This is a genomic window from Luteimonas galliterrae (genome assembly GCF_023374055.1).
Lineage (GTDB): Bacteria > Pseudomonadota > Gammaproteobacteria > Xanthomonadales > Xanthomonadaceae > Luteimonas_C > Luteimonas_C galliterrae.
In genome coordinates this window covers 171791-192863 of record NZ_JAMBEP010000002.1, presented here as the reverse complement: position 1 = coordinate 192863, position 21073 = coordinate 171791, and the positions used below count along the sequence as shown (strand labels likewise).

The 21073-nt window shown below is 64.9% G+C and carries 19 protein-coding genes; 4 read left to right on the top strand and 15 right to left on the bottom strand.

Annotated features, from left to right (window positions below; all coding sequences use genetic code 11):
• Positions 1-39: 39 nt before the first annotated feature.
• The 3 genes from M2650_RS11560 (at position 40) to M2650_RS11550 (ending at position 2157) form a co-directional block, all read left to right on the top strand.
• The gene (locus M2650_RS11560) at positions 40-603 is read left to right on the top strand and encodes a YqgE/AlgH family protein (protein ID WP_249474675.1); all 564 of its coding nucleotides are present in this window, start codon (positions 40-42) and stop codon (positions 601-603) included.
• Positions 596-1078, top strand: coding sequence for a Holliday junction resolvase RuvX (ruvX, locus tag M2650_RS11555; protein WP_249474674.1), 483 nt, complete (start codon positions 596-598; stop codon positions 1076-1078). Before M2650_RS11560 ends, ruvX begins: the two co-directional genes overlap by 8 nt.
• 152 nt (positions 1079-1230) lie before the next feature.
• Positions 1231-2157 (top strand): aspartate carbamoyltransferase catalytic subunit, encoded by a 927-nt coding sequence (locus tag M2650_RS11550; RefSeq protein ID WP_249474673.1) that lies wholly within the window; start codon positions 1231-1233, stop codon positions 2155-2157.
• 152 nt (positions 2158-2309) lie between these two features.
• Here the strand turns inward: M2650_RS11550 and M2650_RS11545 are convergent, their stop codons facing one another.
• From M2650_RS11545 to mgtE, 4 genes are all read right to left on the bottom strand, one after another.
• Positions 2310-3101, bottom strand: coding sequence for a carboxylesterase family protein (locus tag M2650_RS11545; RefSeq protein WP_249474671.1), 792 nt, complete (start codon positions 3099-3101; stop codon positions 2310-2312).
• Positions 3102-3116: 15 nt separating this feature from the next.
• The gene (locus M2650_RS11540; RefSeq protein WP_249474669.1) at positions 3117-3485 is read right to left on the bottom strand and encodes an MmcQ/YjbR family DNA-binding protein; all 369 of its coding nucleotides are present in this window, start codon (positions 3483-3485) and stop codon (positions 3117-3119) included.
• Between the two features lie 63 nt (positions 3486-3548).
• Entirely contained in the window at positions 3549-4160 is a 612-nt protein-coding gene (locus M2650_RS11535; protein WP_249474667.1) for a CPBP family intramembrane glutamic endopeptidase, read from the bottom strand.
• Positions 4161-4196: 36 nt separating this feature from the next.
• The gene (gene mgtE, locus M2650_RS11530) at positions 4197-5558 is read right to left on the bottom strand and encodes a magnesium transporter (RefSeq protein WP_249474665.1); all 1362 of its coding nucleotides are present in this window, start codon (positions 5556-5558) and stop codon (positions 4197-4199) included.
• A gap of 159 nt (positions 5559-5717) precedes the next feature.
• Here mgtE and M2650_RS11525 point away from each other — a divergent pair, with 159 nt between their 5' ends.
• Positions 5718-6095, top strand: a complete 378-nt coding sequence (locus M2650_RS11525) for a hypothetical protein (RefSeq protein WP_249474663.1) — start codon at positions 5718-5720, stop codon at positions 6093-6095.
• A gap of 993 nt (positions 6096-7088) precedes the next feature.
• Here the strand turns inward: M2650_RS11525 and ptsP are convergent.
• From ptsP to M2650_RS11470, 11 genes are all read right to left on the bottom strand, one after another.
• Positions 7089-8798, bottom strand: a complete 1710-nt coding sequence (gene ptsP, locus M2650_RS11520; protein ID WP_249474662.1) for a phosphoenolpyruvate--protein phosphotransferase — start codon at positions 8796-8798, stop codon at positions 7089-7091.
• Positions 8798-9067 carry an HPr family phosphocarrier protein gene (locus M2650_RS11515; RefSeq protein ID WP_249475047.1) on the bottom strand — a complete coding sequence of 90 codons (270 nt, stop codon included), beginning with the start codon at positions 9065-9067 and terminating at the stop codon, positions 8798-8800. The genes ptsP and M2650_RS11515 overlap by 1 nt, the downstream gene beginning before the upstream one ends.
• Before the next feature lie 32 nt (positions 9068-9099).
• A complete protein-coding gene (locus tag M2650_RS11510) occupies positions 9100-9492 on the bottom strand; it encodes a PTS sugar transporter subunit IIA (RefSeq protein ID WP_249474661.1) in 393 nt (130 codons plus the stop codon).
• Positions 9493-9755: 263 nt separating this feature from the next.
• Entirely contained in the window at positions 9756-10139 is a 384-nt protein-coding gene (locus M2650_RS11505) for a hypothetical protein (RefSeq protein ID WP_249474660.1), read from the bottom strand.
• Positions 10136-11092 (bottom strand): RHS repeat-associated core domain-containing protein, encoded by a 957-nt coding sequence (locus M2650_RS11500; RefSeq protein ID WP_249474658.1) that lies wholly within the window; start codon positions 11090-11092, stop codon positions 10136-10138. Before M2650_RS11500 ends, M2650_RS11505 begins: the two co-directional genes overlap by 4 nt.
• A 14-nt stretch (positions 11093-11106) precedes the next feature.
• Positions 11107-16398 carry an RHS repeat domain-containing protein gene (locus M2650_RS11495; protein WP_249474657.1) on the bottom strand — a complete coding sequence of 1764 codons (5292 nt, stop codon included), beginning with the start codon at positions 16396-16398 and terminating at the stop codon, positions 11107-11109.
• Positions 16399-16615: 217 nt separating this feature from the next.
• The gene (rapZ, locus tag M2650_RS11490; protein WP_249474655.1) at positions 16616-17509 is read right to left on the bottom strand and encodes an RNase adapter RapZ; all 894 of its coding nucleotides are present in this window, start codon (positions 17507-17509) and stop codon (positions 16616-16618) included.
• A gap of 167 nt (positions 17510-17676) precedes the next feature.
• A complete protein-coding gene (hprK, locus tag M2650_RS11485) occupies positions 17677-18624 on the bottom strand; it encodes an HPr(Ser) kinase/phosphatase (protein ID WP_249474653.1) in 948 nt (315 codons plus the stop codon).
• On the bottom strand, positions 18621-19103 hold the full coding sequence (locus M2650_RS11480; protein ID WP_249474651.1) for a PTS sugar transporter subunit IIA: 483 nt from the start codon (positions 19101-19103) through the stop codon (positions 18621-18623). Before M2650_RS11480 ends, hprK begins: the two co-directional genes overlap by 4 nt.
• A gap of 16 nt (positions 19104-19119) precedes the next feature.
• Positions 19120-19446, bottom strand: a complete 327-nt coding sequence (gene hpf / locus M2650_RS11475; protein ID WP_249474649.1) for a ribosome hibernation-promoting factor, HPF/YfiA family — start codon at positions 19444-19446, stop codon at positions 19120-19122.
• 179 nt (positions 19447-19625) lie between these two features.
• The gene (locus M2650_RS11470) at positions 19626-21059 is read right to left on the bottom strand and encodes an RNA polymerase factor sigma-54 (protein ID WP_249474647.1); all 1434 of its coding nucleotides are present in this window, start codon (positions 21057-21059) and stop codon (positions 19626-19628) included.
• Between the last annotated feature and the right edge of the window lie 14 nt (positions 21060-21073).

Genomic DNA, 21073 nt, shown 5'->3' with positions numbered 1-21073 from the left:
CCTCGCAGGGGCCGGGAGCGACGCTGCTAGAATGGACCCATGTCGGACGACACGATCCAACTCGCGAACCAGCTGCTGATCGCGCTGCCGGCGTTGGCCGACCCCAATTTCTCGCGCACGGTGGCGCTGATCTGCCAGCACGACGACGACGGCGCGATGGGCGTGCTGCTCAACCGGGCATCGGAATACACGCTGGGCGACGTGCTGGCGCAGATGCACATCCAGACCGACGACGCGTCGCTGCGCAACCAGATCGTGCTTGCCGGCGGGCCGGTGCACCCCGAACGCGGTTTCGTGCTGCACGACGGCGGCGACTGGGATTCCACGCTGACGATCGCCGACAACCTGCGGCTGACCACCTCGCGCGACATCCTCGAGGCGATGGCGCGCGGCGAAGGTCCGGCGCAGGTCGTCGTCGCGCTGGGCTGCGCGGGCTGGGGCGCCGGGCAACTCGAGCACGAGCTCGGCGAGAACAGCTGGCTCACCGCGCCGGCCGACGCCGAACTGCTGTTCGATCTGCCGTTGGAGGAACGCTGGCACGCCGCTGCGGGCCGCATCGGCGTGGACATGTCGCGGATGGCGGATTATGCCGGGCATGCCTGATCAAAGCCGGCCCGACATCGCCGCGATCAAGCGCGACGGCACCGTGCTCGGTTTCGACGTGGGCGCCCGCCGCATCGGCGTAGCGGTCGGCAGCGCTTTCGGCCACGGCGCGCGCGCGCTGGCCGTGATCGATGTGCACGCCAATGGACCGGACTGGAACGCGATCGACAAACTGCGCAAGGAATGGCGGCCCGACGGCATGGTGGTCGGCGATCCGATGACGCTGGACGGCGGCGACCAGCCGATCCGCAAGCGTGCGCGCGAGTTCGCGCAGACGCTGCTCGCGCGCTATGCGTTGCCGGTGGTGATGGTGGACGAGCGCACCAGTTCGATCGAAGCCGCGCAGCGGTTCGCCTCGGACCGCGCAGAAGGGCGCAAGCGCCGCCGCGATGCTGCGGCGCTCGATGCCGTCGCCGCTGCGGTGATCGTCGAGCGTTGGCTGGCTTCGCCGCAGGATGCGACGGAAGTGGTGTGAGGTTTTGCATTTCTCCTTCTCCCGCCGGGAGAAGGTGCCCGAAGGGCGGATGAGGGTACGGAGAAGTTGCGTCGTTGAAGCGACAGCGCTGCTTCTCCGGACCCTCACCCCAACCCCTCTCCCCCGGGAGAGGGGCTTTACAGCGAGCTAGCATGAATCAAGTCGACGAAAACGGACGCCTGCGCCACCTGCTGACGCTGGAAGGCCTGTCGCGCGAAATCCTGCTGCAGCTGCTCGACCGCGCCCAAGCCATCGCCGACGAAGGCGCGGACCGCTCGCTGTCCGGCACCGCCGTCTGCACGCTGTTCTTCGAACCGTCCACCCGCACCCGGCTCAGCTTCCAGCGCGCCGCGCAGCGGCTGGGCGCGGACGTGCTCAATTTCGAGGCCGCCACCTCGTCGGCCACCAAGGGCGAGACCGCGCGCGACACGCTCAAGAACATCGAAGCGATGGGCGTGCGGGGCTTCGTCGTCCGCCATTCCCAGGACGGCGCGGTGGCGGCGCTGGCCGACGCGGCCGACGCAGGCACCGCCTTGATCAACGCCGGGGATGGCCGCCATGCGCATCCCACCCAGGGCCTGTTGGACATGCTGACCTTGCGCCAGGCCAAGGGCGATTTCGGCGGATTGAAGGTACTGATCGTAGGCGACGTGAAGCATTCGCGCGTGGCCCGTTCGGACTTGCATGCATTGCGCACGCTGGGCGTGGCTGAGATCCGTATTTGCGCGCCTGCCGCGCTGCTGCCGGATGCGGGCGTGATCGCCGGCTGTCGCATCGGCGAAGATCTGGATGCCGCGTTGGAAGGCGTCGATGCCGTCATGATGCTGAGACTGCAGCGCGAGCGCATGGAGGAGGGCCTGATCGCTTCCCTCGACGACTACCATCGCGACTATGGCCTGAATTCCGCCCGCTTGCGCCGTGCCGCGCCCGAAGCGGCCGTCATGCATCCCGGTCCGATGAACCGCGGCGTGGAGATCGACGACGACGTCGCGGACGGCGCGCAGTCGCTGATCCTCAGGCAGGTCGCGAACGGCGTCGCGGTGCGGATGGCGGTGTTGGAAGCGCTGCTGGCGCCGTAAGCCGTATATGCGACCGGCTTTCTGTGGAAGCGGCTTTTGTGGGAGCGGCTTTAGCCGCGAGCTCTTTCCACCCAGCTTTCCGCGACCTGCATCAAGAAGCTCGCGGCTAAAGCCGCTCCCACAAAAGCCGCTCCTACAAAAAAACGGGCGCTTCAACGCCGCTGCGCGAACAACCAAATCCACAGTTCCGGCGTCGCGTACGCCGGATCCCATGAGTTGTGATTGGCATCCGGAAATTCGGTATAGCGCGCATCGGACGCGCCGGCCACCTTCAACGCCGCGGCCATGCGCCGCGATTGTTCGGGCGGCACCGCGTCGTCCTTCGCGCCGTGGAAGATCCAGACGGGCGTACGCCGCAGCCGCTGGGCGGCGGCAGCGAAAGGATCGGCTTGGCCCTGCACGAAACGGGCTGCCATGGTGGGGCGATCGGGATGCGGCTCGATGCCGCCGCACACGGGCACGAGTGCGGCGAAACGCTGCGGCTGCATCAGCGCCAGATCCCAAGTGCCGTAGCCGCCCATGGATATGCCGGTGAGATAAGTGCGGGCCGGATCGCCGCCGAATTCCCCGGTGGCCGCATCCAGTGCGGCGAAAGCGAGCGGGGCGTTGTCGCTCCACTCCTGATCGTCGGGCGCCTGCGGGAACACGACGATCGCGGGGAACGCGTCGGCATGGGCGCGCACGTACGGGCCCAATCCCACCAGAGTCGGTTTGACGCCATCGCTGCCGCGTTCGCCGGAGCCGTGCAGGAACAGGATCACGGGCGGCTTGCCGTTCGCCTCGGTTCGCTTCGGGACGAAGACTTGGTAGCGATGCGTTGCGCCATCCACCATTACTTCGCGCGCCAAGAAGGGTCCACCATCCTGCTGCATGTCGGTCCTCGAGCATCCTGCGAGCGCCACCAGAAGCGCAGCGGCCATCGCGAAAAAGCGAAAAATCACCATGCGATCCTCTCGGGTTCAGGCGCCGCCTTTTCCTTCATGTTCCGCCAGCTGCCTGCGGCTGGCAAGCCGGCGCCAGGCGTCTTCGAGCAGGCCGGGCAGCGCCTTGCGCGATAGCTTGGACAAGTCGATCAGCACGAGCGGGTAGTCGCGGTAATGATCGGTGACGAAGAAGACGTCGGGCGCCGCCTGCATCAGCATTTCGCGGTCGATCGATTCGCACTTGAGGACCAGCGTGGTGCCGTCCTCGCGTAGCCGAGCCAGCAGCTTGCCGCGCACCTTCAGTGCGGGCGCGCCGTACGAGGTGCCTTCTTCGACGCCGGGGAAGCGCGCCGCGGCCCGGCGGACGGTGTCGTAAGTGACGGCGTTTTCCTTGCGGGTCGACATGACTTGATTCTGACCGCTTTTCGTGAAGGCCAAAGCTTGCGGCCGAAGCCGCTCCTGCAAAAGTCAGGGTGCAGTGCCCGCAGCGACGTACAGACAGGTCGCGGTATTGAGCGCGCCGTGGATCAGCCATGGACCGATGATGGAGCCCGACTTGATCCGCAGCCAGCCGGTTAGCAGGCCGCCAACGAACACGGCCGGTAGCACCGGCCACAGGGCGGGACGGCTGAGCAGGATCAGCAGGTGTGGCGCCAGAAAAATGAGCGCTTGCAGCACGTTCGCCCACAGCAACGGCATCCGTCGCGACAGGCTGCCGGCGATCAGGCCGCGAAACAGGAATTCTTCGCTGAACCCGGTTTTCACCATGCCGTAAAGCAAAGCCATGGCAATGGAGGCAGCACTCATCCCCAGGCCCACAAAAGTGCGCTGCGGCGACGTGGCGCCGGTGAAGGAATCCAATGCCGGCCGCCACGCAAGCAACAGGCCGACGCAAGCCGCAGCCGACAAAACACTGTAGATCAAGTATTTCTTTTCGCCGAGCTGCAATCCCGCGCGCCGTGCGATTTCGCCGAACCCGCGCTTGTGGCGCAAGCGGTGGTACAGATAGTAGCCGAACAACGGCAATCCAGCGAGCAGCACCAGATTCACCAGTGCAGACAACACGGCGTCGGTCATCATCTGCGCCTCCTGACGTCCAGAGGACGATGCGGAAGATCAACCCAAAAGGATCAGCGTCGCCAAACCCAGGAAACTGAGGAAGCCCATCACGTCGGTGACCGTGGTCAGGATCACGCCGCCGGCCAGCGCCGGATCGAAGCCCATGCGCTTGAGCGTGACCGGCACGAACACGCCGGCCAGCGCCGCCGAGCACAGGTTGATGGTCAACGCCGTGGCGATCACCGCCGACAGTTTGATGTCGCGGTACCACAGCCAGACGATGGCGGCGAGCAACAGGCCGAGCGCCAGACCGTTTATCAGCGCCACGCGCACTTCCTTCCACACCAGGGTCGGCACGTTCGAGCGGCCGATCTGCCCCAGCGCCAGGCCGCGCACCATCAGCGCGAACACCTGCGTGCCGGCATTGCCGCCCATGCCGGCGACGATCGGCATCAGCACCGCCAGCGCCACGATTTTTTCGATGGTGGCTTCGAAGCGGCCGACCACGCTCGCCGCCAGGAATGCGGTCCCCAGGTTCACGCTCAACCAGATCAATCGGCGCCGGAAGGCGCGCCGCACGGGGCTGAACAGGTCCTCGTCCTCGTCGAGGCCGGCTGCGCTGAGCGCCTGGTGCTCGGCCTGTTCGCGGATGATGTCGACCACGTCGTCGATGGTGATGCGGCCGAGCAGGATGTTGTTGTCGTCCACCACCGGCGCGCTGATCCAGTCGTGGTCGGAGAACTGGCGCGCGACTTCGTCGGAGGATTCCTGCACATCGATCGCCGGCTGCTCGTCGTCGAGCAGCTGGTTGATCGGCGTGTTCGCCTCATGGGTCAGCAGCGACTGCAACGCGATCCGGCCCAGGTATTGGTGGCGCCGGCTGACCACGTACAGGTGATCGGTGTGTTCGGGCAATTCGCCGCGCAGGCGCAGGTAACGCAGCACCACATCGACCGTGGTGTCGGCGCGCACCGTCACCACGTCCGGATTCATCAGGCGGCCGGCGGTGTCCTCGTCGTAGGACAGCACCTGCTCCAGGCGCTCGCGGTTCTCGCGGTCCATCGACTTGAGCACTTCGTCGATGACGGTGTCGGGCAAATCTTCGACCAGGTCGGCGAGGTCGTCGATATCCAGGTCTTCGACCGCGGCGACGATTTCGTCGGGATCCATGTCCGCGAGCAGGCCTTCGCGCACTTCGTCGCCGACGTGGACCAGCACTTCGCCGTCGTCTTCCGGATCGACCAGGCCCCAAACCACTTCGCGCTTGCCCGGCGGCAGCGATTCGAGCAGGTTGCCGATTTCCGCAGGCGACAACGTATTGACCAGCCGGCGCACAGGACCGAGCCGGCCGCTGTCCAGGGCATCGGACAGCAATCGCAGCTGGCGCGCGGTCTTGTCGTGGCGGACGGCTTCGGCCATGCAGGCTTCCGGTGGCGGCGTCGCACCACGCGGGCGCGACAGGGTCAGGCGTTCATGCGGACATTATCGCCTGCGCGGCGCGCGAAGCCCACCCATCGCTTGCATCCGGCCGTCACGCGGCTGTGGTTAGGCTCGCGCCGGACCTTGGGAGGTTTGCACATGAGAAGCGCATTGCTGTTAACGGGCATCCTGCTGCTGGGCGCCTGCGGCCGCGAGCAGGCGCAGCCGGGCCCGACGAAGGCGTTCCAGCAGGAAGGCGTCGTCTTCAAGCTGGATCCGCAGCCCGCTGCCGACTGCAAGGCGCGCGGCCAGCGCTATCGCGGGACGGTGCAATGGCAGGTGCCCGCTGCCGACAAGATCGATCTGGAATTGCGCCTGCGCACGACGGACGGACAGGTGTTCCTGGGCACGAATCAGGCCAGCGGCACCCAGCAAACGGGCGATTGGGTGGAGCCGGGGCTGTGGTTCCTGCTGCTGGATCACCGCAAGGGCGAAACCGTGGCGGCGTTCCAGGCAGGGCCAAGTCCTTGCCAATAGCACCCGCTATCTTCCTATTCGAGAAAGAGGGCCAGGAAGATTGTCCATGCTTCCAGCCGTGACGTCGTACGCCGGCATCCATCGCCTTCGCCCTTAAAGCCCGCCTTCGCCCTTAAAGCCGTCATCCCGGCGAAGGCTGGGATCCAGCGACTTTGCTTGTCTCCCCCCTTTGAAAAAGGGGCCGGGGAGATTTGCTCATGCTTTCTTTTGTAGAGCGGAGCTTGCTCCGCTGCCTTGGCTTGGGGTTCTGACGACCTGCCGGCCCTTTGGGCCGGGGTTTCGTCCGCTCAAACCGCGGCCGAGTTACTTTCTTTTTGTGGGGCCCAAAAAGAACAGTAACCAAAGAAAAAGGGCCTTTGGAAGGGATCCCGGCGATGGGGTTACCCCGTGTGCTTGGCCACCGCTCGCCAGCGCTCGGGATTCCTCCGTCGCTTCGACATTGAGATTCGAGGCGATCGACAAGAACTACTCCTTAGCGAAAATCCGCAAAAGCCACGTCACCCATAGGCTACGAATCAAAATCTAGTACCTGCGTAAGAAGGCCACCTGCGACGAAAGCAGGTCCGCTGGCGGACTTTCAGGCGCGACGCATCGCACCGCAGTTCAGGCCCTTTCTTGGGTTACTTTCTTTGGGCCAGCAAAGAAAGTGACCCGGCGCAGCCGGAAGCCTTTGTCCATGGCGCGAGTCGCAGCGCACCTGCGAGGACGCAGGCCTGGATCCCGGCCTTCGCCGGGATGACGGCTTAAGGGCAAGCGCCAGAGCAACATGGGTCCCAGCGTTCGCTGGGATGACGGCTTAAGAGCGGGCCTTAGAGCAAACGGCTTAAGAGCAAGAGCAGCGGGGCAAGCCCCGCTCTACAAAGAAGGCGGCGCAAAGTGGCTGGATGACATGCCGCTGCCCTTCGGCCATCCGTTGTGCCGACAGTCGCTGGGATCCTTACCTGCGCGGTCCCGCCTTCGCGGGAATGAGGCTTAAAGCAAGTGTAAATTCCGCTAAGAATGCATCCACCGCTCGATCGCCTCGCGATCCCGTGCCCGCAGCAACGCGCTGCTGCGCTTGCGCAGGTCGGCCAGGTCGCATTCGCGTACCGCTTTGCGCACTTCCAGCAGCGTCGCCGGATGCAGACTGAATTCGGTCAGGCCCAGCGACAGCAATAGCGGCGTAAACACCGCGTCCCCGGCCATTTCACCGCACACCGCCACCGGTTTGCCGCGCATGTGCGCCGTCCGGATGATGGCGTGCAGCAGCCGCATCACCGCCGGATGCAGCGGCGAATACAGATCGGCCAGCGCCTCGTTGTTGCGGTCGGCGGCCAGCAGGTATTGCACCAGGTCGTTGGTGCCCACCGACAGGAAGTCGACCGCACCGATGAAGCTGGGCAGAGCGATCGCCGCAGCCGGCACCTCGATCATCGCGCCCAGCGGGATATGGTCGGCGATTTCGTGGCCACTGCTGTTCAGGTCGCGGATCACGCGCTTGAGCAGCTTGCGCACCGCCACCACTTCCTCGCGGCAACTCACCATCGGCACCAGCACGCGCACCGGCCCGTAGCCGCTGGCGCGGACGATGGCGCGCAGTTGGGTCTCGAACAGAGCTTGGCGCGACAACGACAGGCGCACGCCGCGCACGCCCAGCGCCGGATTGGGTTCGTCGCTCATCACCAAGCCGGTGCGGTCGGCCTTGTCGGCGCCCAGGTCGAGCGTGCGGATGGTGACCGTGCGGCCGGTCATGCCCAGGACCACGTCGCGGTAGGCGCGGAACTGCTCCTCCTCGTCCGGCACTTCGTTGCGCTGCAGGAACAGGAATTCGGTGCGGTACAGGCCGATGCCGGCCGAGCCCAGCGCATGCGCCTCGGCCACGTCCTCGCGCGATTCGGCGTTGGCGTACAGCTTGATGTCGATGCCGTCGACGGTGCGCGCCGGTTCGCGGCGCAGCCGGTACAGCTGTTTGCGCTCGCGCGCCAACTCGCGCACCCGCGCGCGGTACGAGCGCAGGTCGGCGGCGTCGGGCTCGACGATCAGTTCGCCGTTGCCGCCGTCGACCATCAGGACGTCGCCGTCGTTGATCCGCTGCAGCGCCTGCGCGGCGCCGACCACCAGCGGCAGATGCAGGCTGCGGGCGAGGATGGCGCTGTGCGACAGCACGCTGCCGGCCGAGGTGACGATCGCCACCACGCCCTGCGCCTGCAGCTGCGCGATCTCGGCCGGCGCCACGTTGTCGGTCACCAGGATTTCGCCGGAGGTGCCCTTGGCGCCGACGTCGCGGCGATGCAGCGCGGCATGGATGCGCCCGATCACCTGGTCGATATCGTCGACACGGCTGCGGAAGTACGCATCGTCCATGCCGGCGAACACCGCCGCCAGCCGGTCGCGTTGCAGCCGCAGCGCATAGTCTGCGCTGTAGCGGCCGGTGCGGATCAGGTCGTCCAGGCCCTGCAGCAGTTCCGGGTCGTCCAACAGCAGCGTATGCAGGTCCAGGAATTCGCCGACTTCGTGCGCCAGCGCGCCGTGCAGGCGCTCACGCAGGTCGCGCATCTCGCCGCGCACGGTATCGATGGCGGCATGCAGTTTGGCCAGTTCCGCATCGACCGCATCGGCGGCGATGTGCTCTTCCAGTACGTCCAGCGCATGCGGCAACCGGACCCGGGCACGGCCCAGCGCGTTGCCGCGCGATGCACCGTGGCCGGGCAGCGGCTGCCGCATCAGGAACCCTCGTCGAAATTGCGTGCGAACAGATCGACGGCGGCGGCCGCCGCATCCGCTTCGTCTTCGCCGTCCACGCGCAGCATCACCGACGTGCCTTGGCCTGCGGCCAGCAGCATCACGCCCATGATGCTTTTGGCGTTCACTTCGCGGCCCTTCGCGGTGAGCGTCGCGTTGCAGCGGTAGCCGGACAGCAGCTGCACCAGCTTGGCGGTGGCGCGGGCATGCAGGCCCAGGCGGTTGCTGACGACGAGTTCGCGCTCAAGCATGGTGACGGTCGCGGTTAAGGGTGGGGGAGGGGTCACGCGTCATCGATGATGGTTCCGTTGCGGGCGCCGGCGGCGGCGATCGCCGGCAGTTCGTCCAGCTCCAGGTCGGCATAGTTCATCACCCGCAGCAGCATCGGCAGGCTCAGCCCGGACACCCGCCGCACCGGCGTGCCCAGCCGCGCGATTTTGGCCGCCAGGTTGCTGGGCGTGGCGCCGTACAGGTCGGTCAGCACCAGCACCCCGCCGCCGCCGTCCACCCGCCGCAAAGCCGCGCTGGCCTGCGGCAGCAGGGCGTCCGGGTCGCCGTCGAAAGGCACCTCGAACGCCTCCGCTCGCAGCGGCAGCTGGCGCAGCAACTGGGTGGCCACCGCGATCAGCGGCGCGCCGATGCCGGGATGGGTGATGAGCAGGATGCCGACGGCCATGGGGCCAAGTTAGCAGACCCGGGTGACGGCGAGAAAGCGGGGGTGGCGGGATGCTGGGTATCGCGCCGGAACGGCGGATCCGTAGGTTGGGGTGAAACCCCAACATCGTCATTCTGAGAATCCCGCGACCTCGAACACCGATAAGAAAGCAAGGTCGCGGTTGCTGCTGACAGGTATGCGTCTTCGAAAGTCATGATGCAGGGGTTGACTCCAGCCTGCGGCCCTTACACATCAGAAGAGGGCGCTCTGTCCCCATTTTGCAATCAGTAGGTTTCGCTCGCAATCAACGTGCACTGACGGATTGAGAGAGCTAGCGTACCCATTTTCTGGGAGTCGCCAGAAGTCTTTAGGAAAGGAATAGTGAGGATGTTCTTCTTTCCATTTTCGTCTTTATCTTCCAAGAACTCGACGCCATTCAGGCTAATAACCCCCGGAACAGATACGCCCAAGATATTCCCGCTACAGCGTTCATTTTTAATACTGATCTTGTTAATCAAATTCCGTTTGTTGTCGACGGTAATAATGATGCCGTCCCCATTTTCATTCTTGAAGGAAATTTCAGTCCATGGAGATGCGCCAAGTGACTCCGCGTCCACTCTGGAACAAGTTACAAGAGCCATTACTAGCGATAAGAACTTGATATTCATGGGAGTTTTCTGACCTTTCCGTTCAAATAGTTGAACAGATTTCTTTCCGTTGTTAGATAAATATTGGTGACGCCTTTATCCATACTAGAAAAGACTAAGCCAGGAGGGTTCCTCTGGCCAAATCTTATTGCATCATTTCGGCTAACATCGAGTGCTGTGCCGATATATGGGCGAAATGAATGTGTGTGGTTTTGTCCATGTGACATAGCCCCACCTCCGCAAGGCATAGCCACACACCACGCACGGGATCCTTGAGTAACAATCTGCGCGGAATATCCAGTTACGTAACCCTCCCCATTGAAGATTGGGCAAAAGTTTGCGCACGCCTCTTGATTAGTGATTGCAGTGAATTCTCGCATCGGTGTGGCAGTTGCCCTGGCGATACCATCGGTGTCGCCAGCACCAGAAACCGTAACATTGCCTAACACTGTCGTTTGTGAACGGATAAGAACTATATCCGACCTCTGTTCACGGTCTCTTTGCTCTTTCTTCTCGCGACGCGACGGACATGGTTGGTCCCCACAATCCTGAGGCGGTGGAGAATTGTCTTCGGGTTTCCGCCCGTCGGGATCGACGAATCGATAGGGGTTGTTATTTGCATACCAATACCGATTGAAATTCCCACCAACACTGGTCGCCGTCACCGGATCCACCGTCGGAAACTCGCCCAGATCGTCGTCGTAGTAACGCTGCTGCATATAGATCAACCCGGTCTGGGCGTCGGCCACGTGGCCGGCATAGCCCGGGCCGTCCTGCAAGGCATGGTTGACCACCTTGCCGTAGGGTTCGTACTCGTTCTTCTCGATGACCGTGCGGTTGGCGTCGGTCACTGCCACCACCGAGCCCAAGGCATCGGTGTGGTAGTAGACCACGGTCTGGGCCCGAGCCAACGGCGCGGCCAGCAGCAATACCGGCGGGGTCAGGCAGGTGATGAGTCGGTTCGCGATCGTCATGGTTGGCGTCCTCATCACAGCACCAGCGGGCCTTTCCAGGCCGAGCATCCCGCAGCGTTGCAGGCGCGCACGTTGAACGTGCGCGTGCCTTTGCCGGAGGTCATATAGTTGGTGAGCGGACCGCTGTAGACGGTCGTGCCGCCCTCCTGCAACTCGTAGGAGGTGGCGCCGCTCACAGCGCTCCAGAACACATAGAAGTTACGCGAGCCGGGCAAGTCGGGATCCGGATCAGTATTGCCGGTCAGACTGGCGGGCATGGCTGGCGGGAACTGCACCGTGGTGGTCTTGGTCGCACTGAAAGCCGAGCATCCCGAGCCGTTGCAGGCCTGCACCCGGTAGCCGTAACTGCCTGCGCCCAATCCGCTCTCATTGAAGGACAGATTGGCGCCGCTGTAACGGTTGCTCCAGGCGCCGCCGTTGACGCTGCGCTGCAAGGTGTAGCTGGTGGACGTGGCCACCGCGGTCCAGCTGACCGCGTAACTGCCGGTGGCGTTGCTGGCTGGCGCAGTCAGGCCCGGCGCCGCTGCCGGCGGGAGCAGCACGCTCACCGTCTTGAGCGCCGAGTAGGCGCTGCAACCGGCCACATTGCAGGCCTGGGCGCGATAGCGATAGCTGCCGTTTGCCTTGCCGCTGAAGGTCTTGCTGAGGGCCGCCGCGTCCTGGACCAGCGTCCATGCGTCGTTGTTCACGCTTTCTTCGAGTCGGTAGCTTGCGGCTGTGACGATTGCGGCCCAGCTGACCGCATAGCTGCCGTTCGTGCTGCTGGCCGGTGCGTTGAGCACAGGCGCGGCCGGCGCATAGACGGCTTGCACGGTCTTGGCCGCCGAGTAGGCGCTGCAACCGAACTCGTTGCAGGCTTTGATCCTATAGCCGTAGCTGCCGGCCGACTTGCCGGTGTAGGCCTTGCTCAAGTTCAGGCCGGTATACGCGGCCGTCCAGGCACCGCCGTTAGTGCTCTCTTCCAAAGTATAGCCGGTGGCGCCGCTGATGGCGCTCCAACTCACGTTGTAGTTGCCGTTGGCGGCCGTGGTCGGGGCCGTCAACGTCGGCGCAGAGGCCGGCGGCTGGTTCACCACCACCGTGGCGGCCGCGCTCCAGTTACCGCAAGGCCCACTCTTGCAGGCGCGGGCGCGGTAGCCATAACTGCCTGCCGGCTTGCCCCCGATCGCCTTGTTGGTGCCGGCGCCCACGTACGCGGCCTGCCAGGCGCCGCCGTTGATGGACTCCTGCAGTTCGTATTGCGTGGCCGCCGTGACCGTCGTCCATTGCACCGTGTAATTGCCATCGGGGTCGCTGGCCGGCGCACTGACCACCGGCGTGCCGATCACCGGCGTGGTTCCCGTTACGCGCGCGACCAGGCTGCCGTTCAAACGGATGTAGTCGTAGGCTTCGGTCCGGCGTTCGTCGCGCTGGCTGCGCAAGGCGCCGTCCTGACCATAGAACGAATAGATCGTGCCCGCTGGGGCCAGTGCCGCCACGCGGCGGCCGTGGCCGTCGTAACGGTAGGCTTCCTTGCCGGTCGCCTCGCGCAGGCGGTTGCCGTAGTCGAAGTCGAACGTCTGGCCGTTCTTGTTGGCTATGTTGCCCTGTACGTCGTAGCCCAGGCCGATCACGCTGGTACCGCTGCAGTTGCCGGTCTTCACGTTGGTCAGCCGGTTCGCGCCGTCGTAACAGTAATAGTGGTCGCGTATGGCCGGCCCGCCGATCGTCACCCGGGTCAGGTTGTCCAGCACGTCATAGCCGTAGCTGGCGTTGCCGAACATCGGCGACACCGCGGTCTGCAGACGATCCAGTCCGTCGTAGGTCATCGTTCGGTTGCCGCGGTGCTCGGCATCGCGCCCGTCGCTGATCGCGGCTACGTTGCCGTTCTGATCGTAGTCGTAGCCGTCGTCCAGGTAGTGTGTGGATTGGTAGATGTCCAGGCTACGATCCGGCAAGCCGCGGGTGTTTTGGGTCAGTTGATGGATCACGCCGTTGCCGTAGGTGAACTGCTGCATCGCGCCGTTGGGGTAATAGCTCACGCCCGTGGCGTAGCTGCCGGCCTGCGTAGGCTGGCCCAGGGCGTTGGGCGCATAGTTCACCACCAGGCCGCCGGGATATTGGTGGCTCGCCAGATGGCCGTTCGCGTTGTAGCCATAGCCCAGTGCCCAGCTGTAGTTGCCCGGCTCGGCGATGCTCTCGCTCTGCAATAGCCGACGTTTGTTGTAGGCGTAGGCGTTGTCCACTTGCCCGCCCATCGCGATGTCGTTGTAGGTCGTGACCTGTTTCACCAGGCCATCGTCCCAGTACTGCCATTGCTGGTTGCCGCGGCCGTCGGGGAAACTCAGCAGCTCGAGACGGTTGCGGGCATCGTAAGTGCGGTCGACGCGGCGCGGTGCGATCACCGAGTGGTCGCCCTCTACATCGCAACCGATATTCGTCGGCAGACCCGCGGCCGACCACTTCAGGTTGCCGGCGCCGTCGTAGCCGAAGTCGGTCGCGCCGGTCTCCGGTTCGATCGTGCGGCACAGCTCCTGGCTGGCGAAGTAGGCATAGCTGCGGGCCAGCGAGACCGTGCCGGCGTCGTTGCGGCGGGTCAGCGTCTTGAGCTTGCCGAACACGTCGCGGTCGATCACGGTACGGGTGGCTTCCGGATGCCAGATCTCGACCGGCATGTCGTAGTTGGGCTGGTCGTAGGCCTGGAACCAGGTGCGGGTCTGGAAGCTGCGCGGGTTGGTGACTACGGTGTACGGGCCATCGGCGTTGCTCAGATAGGCAGTGGTGGTGGTCAGCACCCCCAACTCGCTGTCTTGTTTCACATGCACGACGCGCCCGAGCGCGTCATACGTGGTGCCGGTGCCCGGCAGGGTCAGGGCGATGGCCGGGTTGGCCCAAGTGTTGTACACCGCTGCGCTCAGTTCGCGTTGCGGATACGATATGAAGATGGAGCGGCCGTCGCTGTCGTAGCGGGTCACCGTCTGGCTGAGCGTGCCAGGAATGTTGGCGTTGTCGTAGGCAGTGGCTACCACCGGCCGCCACAGGGCATCGAAGTAGGTCACCTTGCGGCCGTTGCCGGTGACGACCGATTGGTACCAGTGGCCGGCCGGCAAGCCGTAGACCGCGCTGCCGTTCTTGGCGAAGCTCAGTGTGGTCTTGGCCCAGGTGGTGGTATTGCACAGGTTTGCAGCGGCTTCGGACGGGTAGGTGATGCCGGTCAGGCGGCCCATGACGTCGTAGTCGTAGCAGGTGCGGTAGCGGTTCTCGTCCTCGACCCAGGTGAGCTGACCAAAATCGTCGACCGAAGCAGATTTGTACTTGGTGTCGGCGTAGGTCACCTTCTGCGGAACGCCGCGCTTCCAGTTGGCGAAGGTGGTGACGTTGTTGTTGCCGTCCTTGGCCGTGGCCAGGGTGCCGTCGGCGTGGTAGGTCATCGTCTGCCGCAGCTTGCCGAAGGATTTGGTCGACAGCGGCTGCGCGGTGACGTTGTCGTAGTCGGTTTCCACCTCCACCAGGCCGGTGTTGGTGTTGGTGGAAGTCGTCACCTGACCGATCACCCACTTGCCGAAATTGTGGTCGTAGAGAGTGGTATCGGTGCGGGTATAACCGCCAGGCGCGCTCGAGCGCGTCACGCTAAGCGGCTTGGCGAAGGTGTCGAAGTTGTTCACCTGCCAGAGGTAAGTGGTGCCCTGCTGCACCAAGGTGCGCTTCTTCATTGGCGTCCATTGGAAAATGGCGCCGCCCAGATTGCCGTTCGCCATCGGGCTGCCGAGCATGGCGGGCCACGGGCCTTGATTGGCGGCGGCGTACTCGTATGTCTCGCTGCGCAGGAGCGTGGCACCGTCATAAGTGTCCTGGTCCAGCAGCCGCCCATCGGTGCCCTGCGATATGCTGTACGTGTAACGGGTGCGGTCGGCGTCAGGTTCGGTGACGTCCACCCACTTGGTCGTCGGGCAAGTGCCGTTCTGCGCGCAAGGATCGTAAGAAGCTGCGCCCACAGCGGGCTGGTAAGCATAGGTCCAGGTCTGCGTCGCCAAGCCCGGGCCGGAGACCTGTTTCTGGATCAGCGATTGGGTGGTGAACAGCGCCGGGGTCTCTTCGTAGGGGTCTATGTTCGGCATCTGCACGCATGCACTGACCACGTAGCGCGCATGCCAGACCTGCTTGTAGGTGAACGTGCCGGTGGCGCCGCTAGGGCTGGTGAGCGTCTGCGTGGCGGTGGCGCTGCTAGCCGGCAAGCCGCTGCGGATGCCGCAGGGCCTCATGTTGGTCTGGATCCACGACGTCTGCGGATGCAGACTGAAACTCCAGCGCGTCAGATCCGGCAATACCACGCCAGTCAGTTGCGAGGTGGTGTCGCCCAGGTTGGTGTATTCGTAACGCCACACGCGCGGCTCGACTGCCGCCGGCTGCACGGTGATGCTGTCGACCAATGCGTAATCGGCGCGCCAGGCGATATCGACCCTGCGGCCGTCGCTGGCGGTGATCGAGGTGAGTTTTTTATCGTCGTAGGCGTAGGTGAGGTAATTGCCAAAGCGGTCCTCGATGCGAGTGACGAGCATGCGTGCACGTCTCAGGCTTTGGCGCACGATCACGCCGTCGTCCATCTCCTTGATCGTTTCCAGCCCGTCGCCGACCAGGCGGTCGAACCAGTATTTGGTGCCGTCCGGCGACACCGCCAAGAACGCTTCGCCCACCTCGCCATTGCTGGTGTTGGGTAGGCACCCGATCTGCCAGTTCTTTTCGGTGACCACCGGAAAGACCACCGGTTGGCCATTCAGGGTCATCGTCGGCTTGGCGGTATTGTCCGGGTCGCGTTTGAGCAGCGCCTGGCGTTCGCCGTCCTCGGTGATCATTTCGTAACCCTCCCACCAGAGGGTGTTGACGACCGAGTCCGTGTCCAGCGGGCCGATTTGAGTGCAGCGAGCGTAAGGTGTCTGGAGGCTATCGATATCCCAGTACTCGGCTATGGTGCCACCGCCAAATCCTGGCTTGCCTGCGATGGTGTGGATTTGCGGTACCGACAGCGTCCAGTCACCGAAGGCGTGGGGTACCAGCGATCGATAATTGTTACGCGGCGTGAGCGTGTCGCGCACCAGCGAAATCGTCGGCCCGTTGCCAGGAACGACCACATCGGCTTGCTTGAAGCTGACCGAACCGATGTAGGGGTTGACCTGCTCGCCGAACGGCGTGTCGCTCTGCGGCTTCACGCGCTCATCGATCTGCATGCTGCGTAGTGCGCCGTCGAAGGCGGACAGTTCGTCCGCCGCTGCGGTGCCGCAGGCCACCAGGAAAAAGACTGCCGCCAACGAAGCGATACGGCGGAACAAAAGACCCTTCCGGGCCTGGCTGTCGAATCGCATGAAACCCCCTGTTTCGCGGCCGTCCGTTGCCCAGCCAGCATGGCCCGGCTTGTGTATCACGCGCCGTGGGCGCGCGGACTGGCGCCAGCGTCAGTTGCTGCGGGATTCGTGACGGCTATTCCATATTCGACGGCCGCCGTTTCATGGCGCGCGACCCGGCAAGGGGGGTTAAAGCCGCGAGGTCTTAGTCCAGTTCGCGATGATGCACCGCCACTTCCGCCCACCCGCGTTCGCGCGCGTGTTCGGCCAGGCGCTCGGCCAGATACACGGAACGGTGCCGGCCGCCGGTGCAGCCGAAGGCGATGGTGACGTAGCTGCGCGTGTCCGATTGCATGCGCGGCAGCCAGGTGTCGAGGAAGGCGGCGACTTGCGCGACGTATTCGCCGGCTTCCGATTGCGTCTCCAGGAATTCGCGCACGGCCTGGTCGCGGCCCGACAGCGGGCGCAGCTCCGCGTTCCAGTGCGGATTGGGCAGGCCGCGCGCATCGAATACGAAGTCGGCGTCGGCGGGCACGCCGCGGCGATAGGCGAAGGATTCGAACAGCAGCGACAGGGTCGAATCCGAACTCAATCCGAATTCGGTGATGATCTGGCGGCGCAATTGATGCACGTTGAGCATGCTGGTGTCGACGACGATGTCGGCCAGCGTGCGCATCGGCTTGAGCACCTGCCGTTCCAGCGAGATCGCGTCCGCCAGCGCCAAACCGAGATGGCTCAGCGGGTGGCGGCGGCGCGTGTCGGCGTAGCGCTTCAGCAGCACTTCGTCGCGGGTGTCGAAGAACACCAGCTTGGGATCCAGGCCCAGCTTGCCGACTGCGGACAACCATTCGGGCAGGTTGGCCAGGTCGCCGCGGCTGCGGATGTCGATGCCTACAGCGAGCTTTTCCGGCGTGCCGTCGGCGCGCGCCACGCTGCGCACGAATGCCGGCAACAGTTCGGCCGGCAGGTTGTCGACGCAGTAGAAGCCGAGGTCTTCGAAAGTTTTCAGCGCCACCGACTTGCCGGAACCGGACATGCCGCTGACGACGACCAAGGCCTGGGTGATGTCGTTGCTGCTTGTCGGGGCTGGGCTGTTCATGGGTTCGGGGCTTGGCCTGGGGAATATCCGCTTTCGCATTGTAGAACCGAGCTCGCTCGACCGCCTTCTCCCTTTGTAGGAGCGGCTTCAGCCGCGAGCTCTTTCCCACACGTCGCCATGATCTGAAGGAAAGAGCTCGCGGCTGAAGCCGCTCCTACAAAAATGTGTCAGGTGGCGCGTTCTAGGAAATGCGAATGCCTGGCCATGAACGCCGCCGCCGGATCCACGCCTTTCGCGCGCAGGATGTGCGTGCGCGTGGCCGCTTCGGTCAGTACCGCCAAGTTACGGCCGGGCATCACCGGCAGCGTGATCATCGGCACGTCCAGGTCCAGCACGCGGCGCTGGCCGATGTCGCCGGTGAGGCGCTCGATGCCGCTGGGCAGCGGCTCCAGGTGCGGGCGGGTCAGGTGCACGATCAGGCGCAGGTATTTGTTCCGCTTCACGGCGGTGTCGCCGAACATCTGGCGGATGTTGAGCACGCCCAGGCCGCGCAATTCCAGCAGGTCCTGCAGCATTTCCGGGCAGGTGCCGTCGAGCACGTCGGGCGCGATCTGGGTGAATTCGGGCGCATCGTCGGCGACCAGGCGGTGGCCGCGCGTCACAAGCTCCAGCGCCAGCTCGCTCTTGCCAGAGCCGGATTCGCCGGTGATCAGCACGCCGATAGAATAGATCTCCATGAACACGCCGTGCAGCGTGATCCGCGGCGCCAGCGTGCGCGCCAGGTGGTATTGCAGATGGTTGAGCAGTTCGTGGCCGCGCTTGGGCGAGCTCCATAGCGGCGTGTCGGACTCTTCCGCGGCGCGGCGCAAATCTTCGGGGCAGGCCTGGTTCTTGCTGATCACCATCGCCAGCGGCCGGAACTGGATCATCTTTTCGATGGTTTCCCAGCGTTGGCGCGAATCCAGCGCATCGAGCCAAGCCAGTTCCTCGGTGCCCAGGATCTGCACTTTGTTCGGATAGATGATGTTGAGGTAGCCCGACAGCGACGGACGCCGCGCCACCGTGTCCACCGATTCCAGCACGCGGTCGGCGCCGCGCTCGCCGGCGACCCAGCGCAGCATGAGGCGTTCGCGTTGCTGCTCGAACAGTTCGCGGGCGGTGATGCGTTCGTTCATGCGTGTCCAGTGCCCGCACGCAGCGCGGTCCGCGGCGGTTCGGACAACAGCCGTTGCAGCGCGCCCGCGTCGGCGGCGTCGCGCAAAGCGTCGCGATAGTCTGCATCGGAAAAACGTTCGGCCAGTTCGGACAGCAACAGCAGGTGCTCCTGGGTGAAGTGTTCGGGCACGATCAGCGCGAACACCAGATCGACGGGCTGCTCGTCGCTGGCGCCGAAATCGATGGCGTGCCGCAGGCGCAGGAATGCGCCGCGCGGTTCGGCGAGGGCGCTGCTGCGGCCGTGCGGAATGGCGATGCCGTGGCCGATGGCGGTGCTGCCCATGCGTTCGCGCTGGCGCAGGCTGTCGGCGATGGCGGCGGCCTGCGCCGGATCGTCGCCGGACAGCAGGCGGGCGGCGGTCTCGAGCACCGCGCCGCCGTCGTCGGCGGGGACCGCGGCGGCGATCCGGTCCGCGGTCAGCAATGAGGCGAGCGGCATGGCCGATGGCGATCCGTCAGCCGAAATCGCCGCTGCGCGCGATGCCGTCGCCGCGGCGGTGTTCGACCAGCTTCTTCTTGTGCTTGACCAGCAGGCGGTCGAGCTTGTCGGCGAGCAGGTCGATGGCGGCGTACATGTCGATGGCGTTGGCGTCGGCATGCAGGGTGCGGCCGGCCAGATTGACTGTGGCTTCGGCGCGATGGTCGGGTTTGTCGATGCTGAGCTGGGTGCGTACGTCGAACGGCTGGTCGAAATGCCGCTCCAGGCGGGCGAGCTTGGTTTCGACGTAATCGCGCAGGGCCGGCGTGATTTCGATTTGCTGGCCGTGGGTTTCGATGCGCATCGGGACCTCCTGCTTGTTGTTGACTGCGTGGGTGTGCCTTGGACACCGCTTCGGCGGGACACCATCACGGCATGGGAGTCGCGATGGTGGGCCAAGGCCCACCCTACGTGCCCAGCTTCGCCGATAGGCAGCAAGGCTAGGGTGAAACCTAGGTTAAGCCAAAAGACCATCGGTCGGCATCAGCCGATCCGGATGCGTTCATGGGAGGAGGGGATGTGCATCGCCTCGCGGTATTTTGCCACGGTGCGGCGCGCGACCGGCACGCCGGCGGCCTTCAGCGACAGCGCCAGACTGGCGTCGGACAAGGGTTTGCGCGGGTTTTCGCCCTGGATCAGTTCGCGGATCATGGCCTGGATGGCGGTGCTGGAGGCGCCGCCGCCGCCCTCGGTGTCGATGCCCGAAGCGAAGAAGGCGCGCAACGGCACCGTGCCGCGCGGCGTGCGCACGTATTTGCGCGCGATCGCGCGCGATACGGTCGATTCGTGCAGGCCGACTTCGCCGGCGACCTCGCGCAGGGTCAGCGGGCGCAGCGCCTGTTCGCCGAATTCCAGGAAACCCGATTGCTGGCGCACCAGGCAGCGCATCACCTTGAGCAGGGTTTCGCCGCGCGCCTCGATGCTGCGCAGCAGCCAGCGCGCTTCCTGCAGCCGGCCGCGCAGATAGCCGGCGTCCGCTTGCGAGGCGCCGCCGATCATGCGTTCGTAACCGCGGTGGATCGATACCCGCGGCGAATAGTTGTGCGCCAGCGCGGTGCGCCAGACGCCGTGTTGGCGCCACACCACGCAATCGGGCGTGACATAGGTGTCGTTGGCCATGCCGCCGATCTGTGCGCCCGGCCGCGGGTCGAGCGAGCGCAAGGCCTGCACGGCCAGGGTCACTTCTGCGGAATCGCAGCCCAACTCGTGCGCGAGGCCTTCGATGCCGACCTTGGGCAGGCGCTCGATCGGGCCTGCGGCGATCCGCAGCGCCAGTGCTTTGCCCGGGGTTTCGTCCGGCAACAACGCCAGTTGCAGCGTCAGGCATTCGCCCAGCGAACGCGCGCCGACGCCGGCCGGGTCGAAGCGTTGGATCTGGCACAGCACGGCGAGGATTTCCTCGTTGCTGGCGTGGACGTCGGGGCGCAGGCTTTCGGCGATGGCTTCGATCGGTTCGCGCAGATAGCCGTCGCCGTCGAGCGCGTCGATCAGCATCGCGCCGATGCGCCGATCGCGCAGCGAGAGGTGGGTCAGGTGCAGTTGCCAGAGCAGGTGGTCGCTGAGCGTTTCCGGCTCGGCGACGCGTTCGGCGGCATCGTCGTGCTCGTCGTCGCGGTCGGAGGAGGGGCCGATGCGTTCGCGCCAGGCCTCTTCGCCGATCGTCCAAGGCTCATCGGCTTCCTGGGCCGCAGCCGGAGCTTCGGTGGCGTCGCCATTGCCCATGCGGTCGCCGTCGGACACGGCGATTTCCGGGGGCGTGGCCTCGTCGGTCCAGTCGAGCAGGGGGTTGCTCTCCACGGCCGCCGCGATTTCCGCCTCCAGTTCGGCCGCCGACATCTGCAACAGCTGGATGGCCTGACGCAATTGCGGCGTCATCACCAACTGTTGCGACAGGGAGGTCTGCAGTCTGGGCTTCATATCCATAACAGACA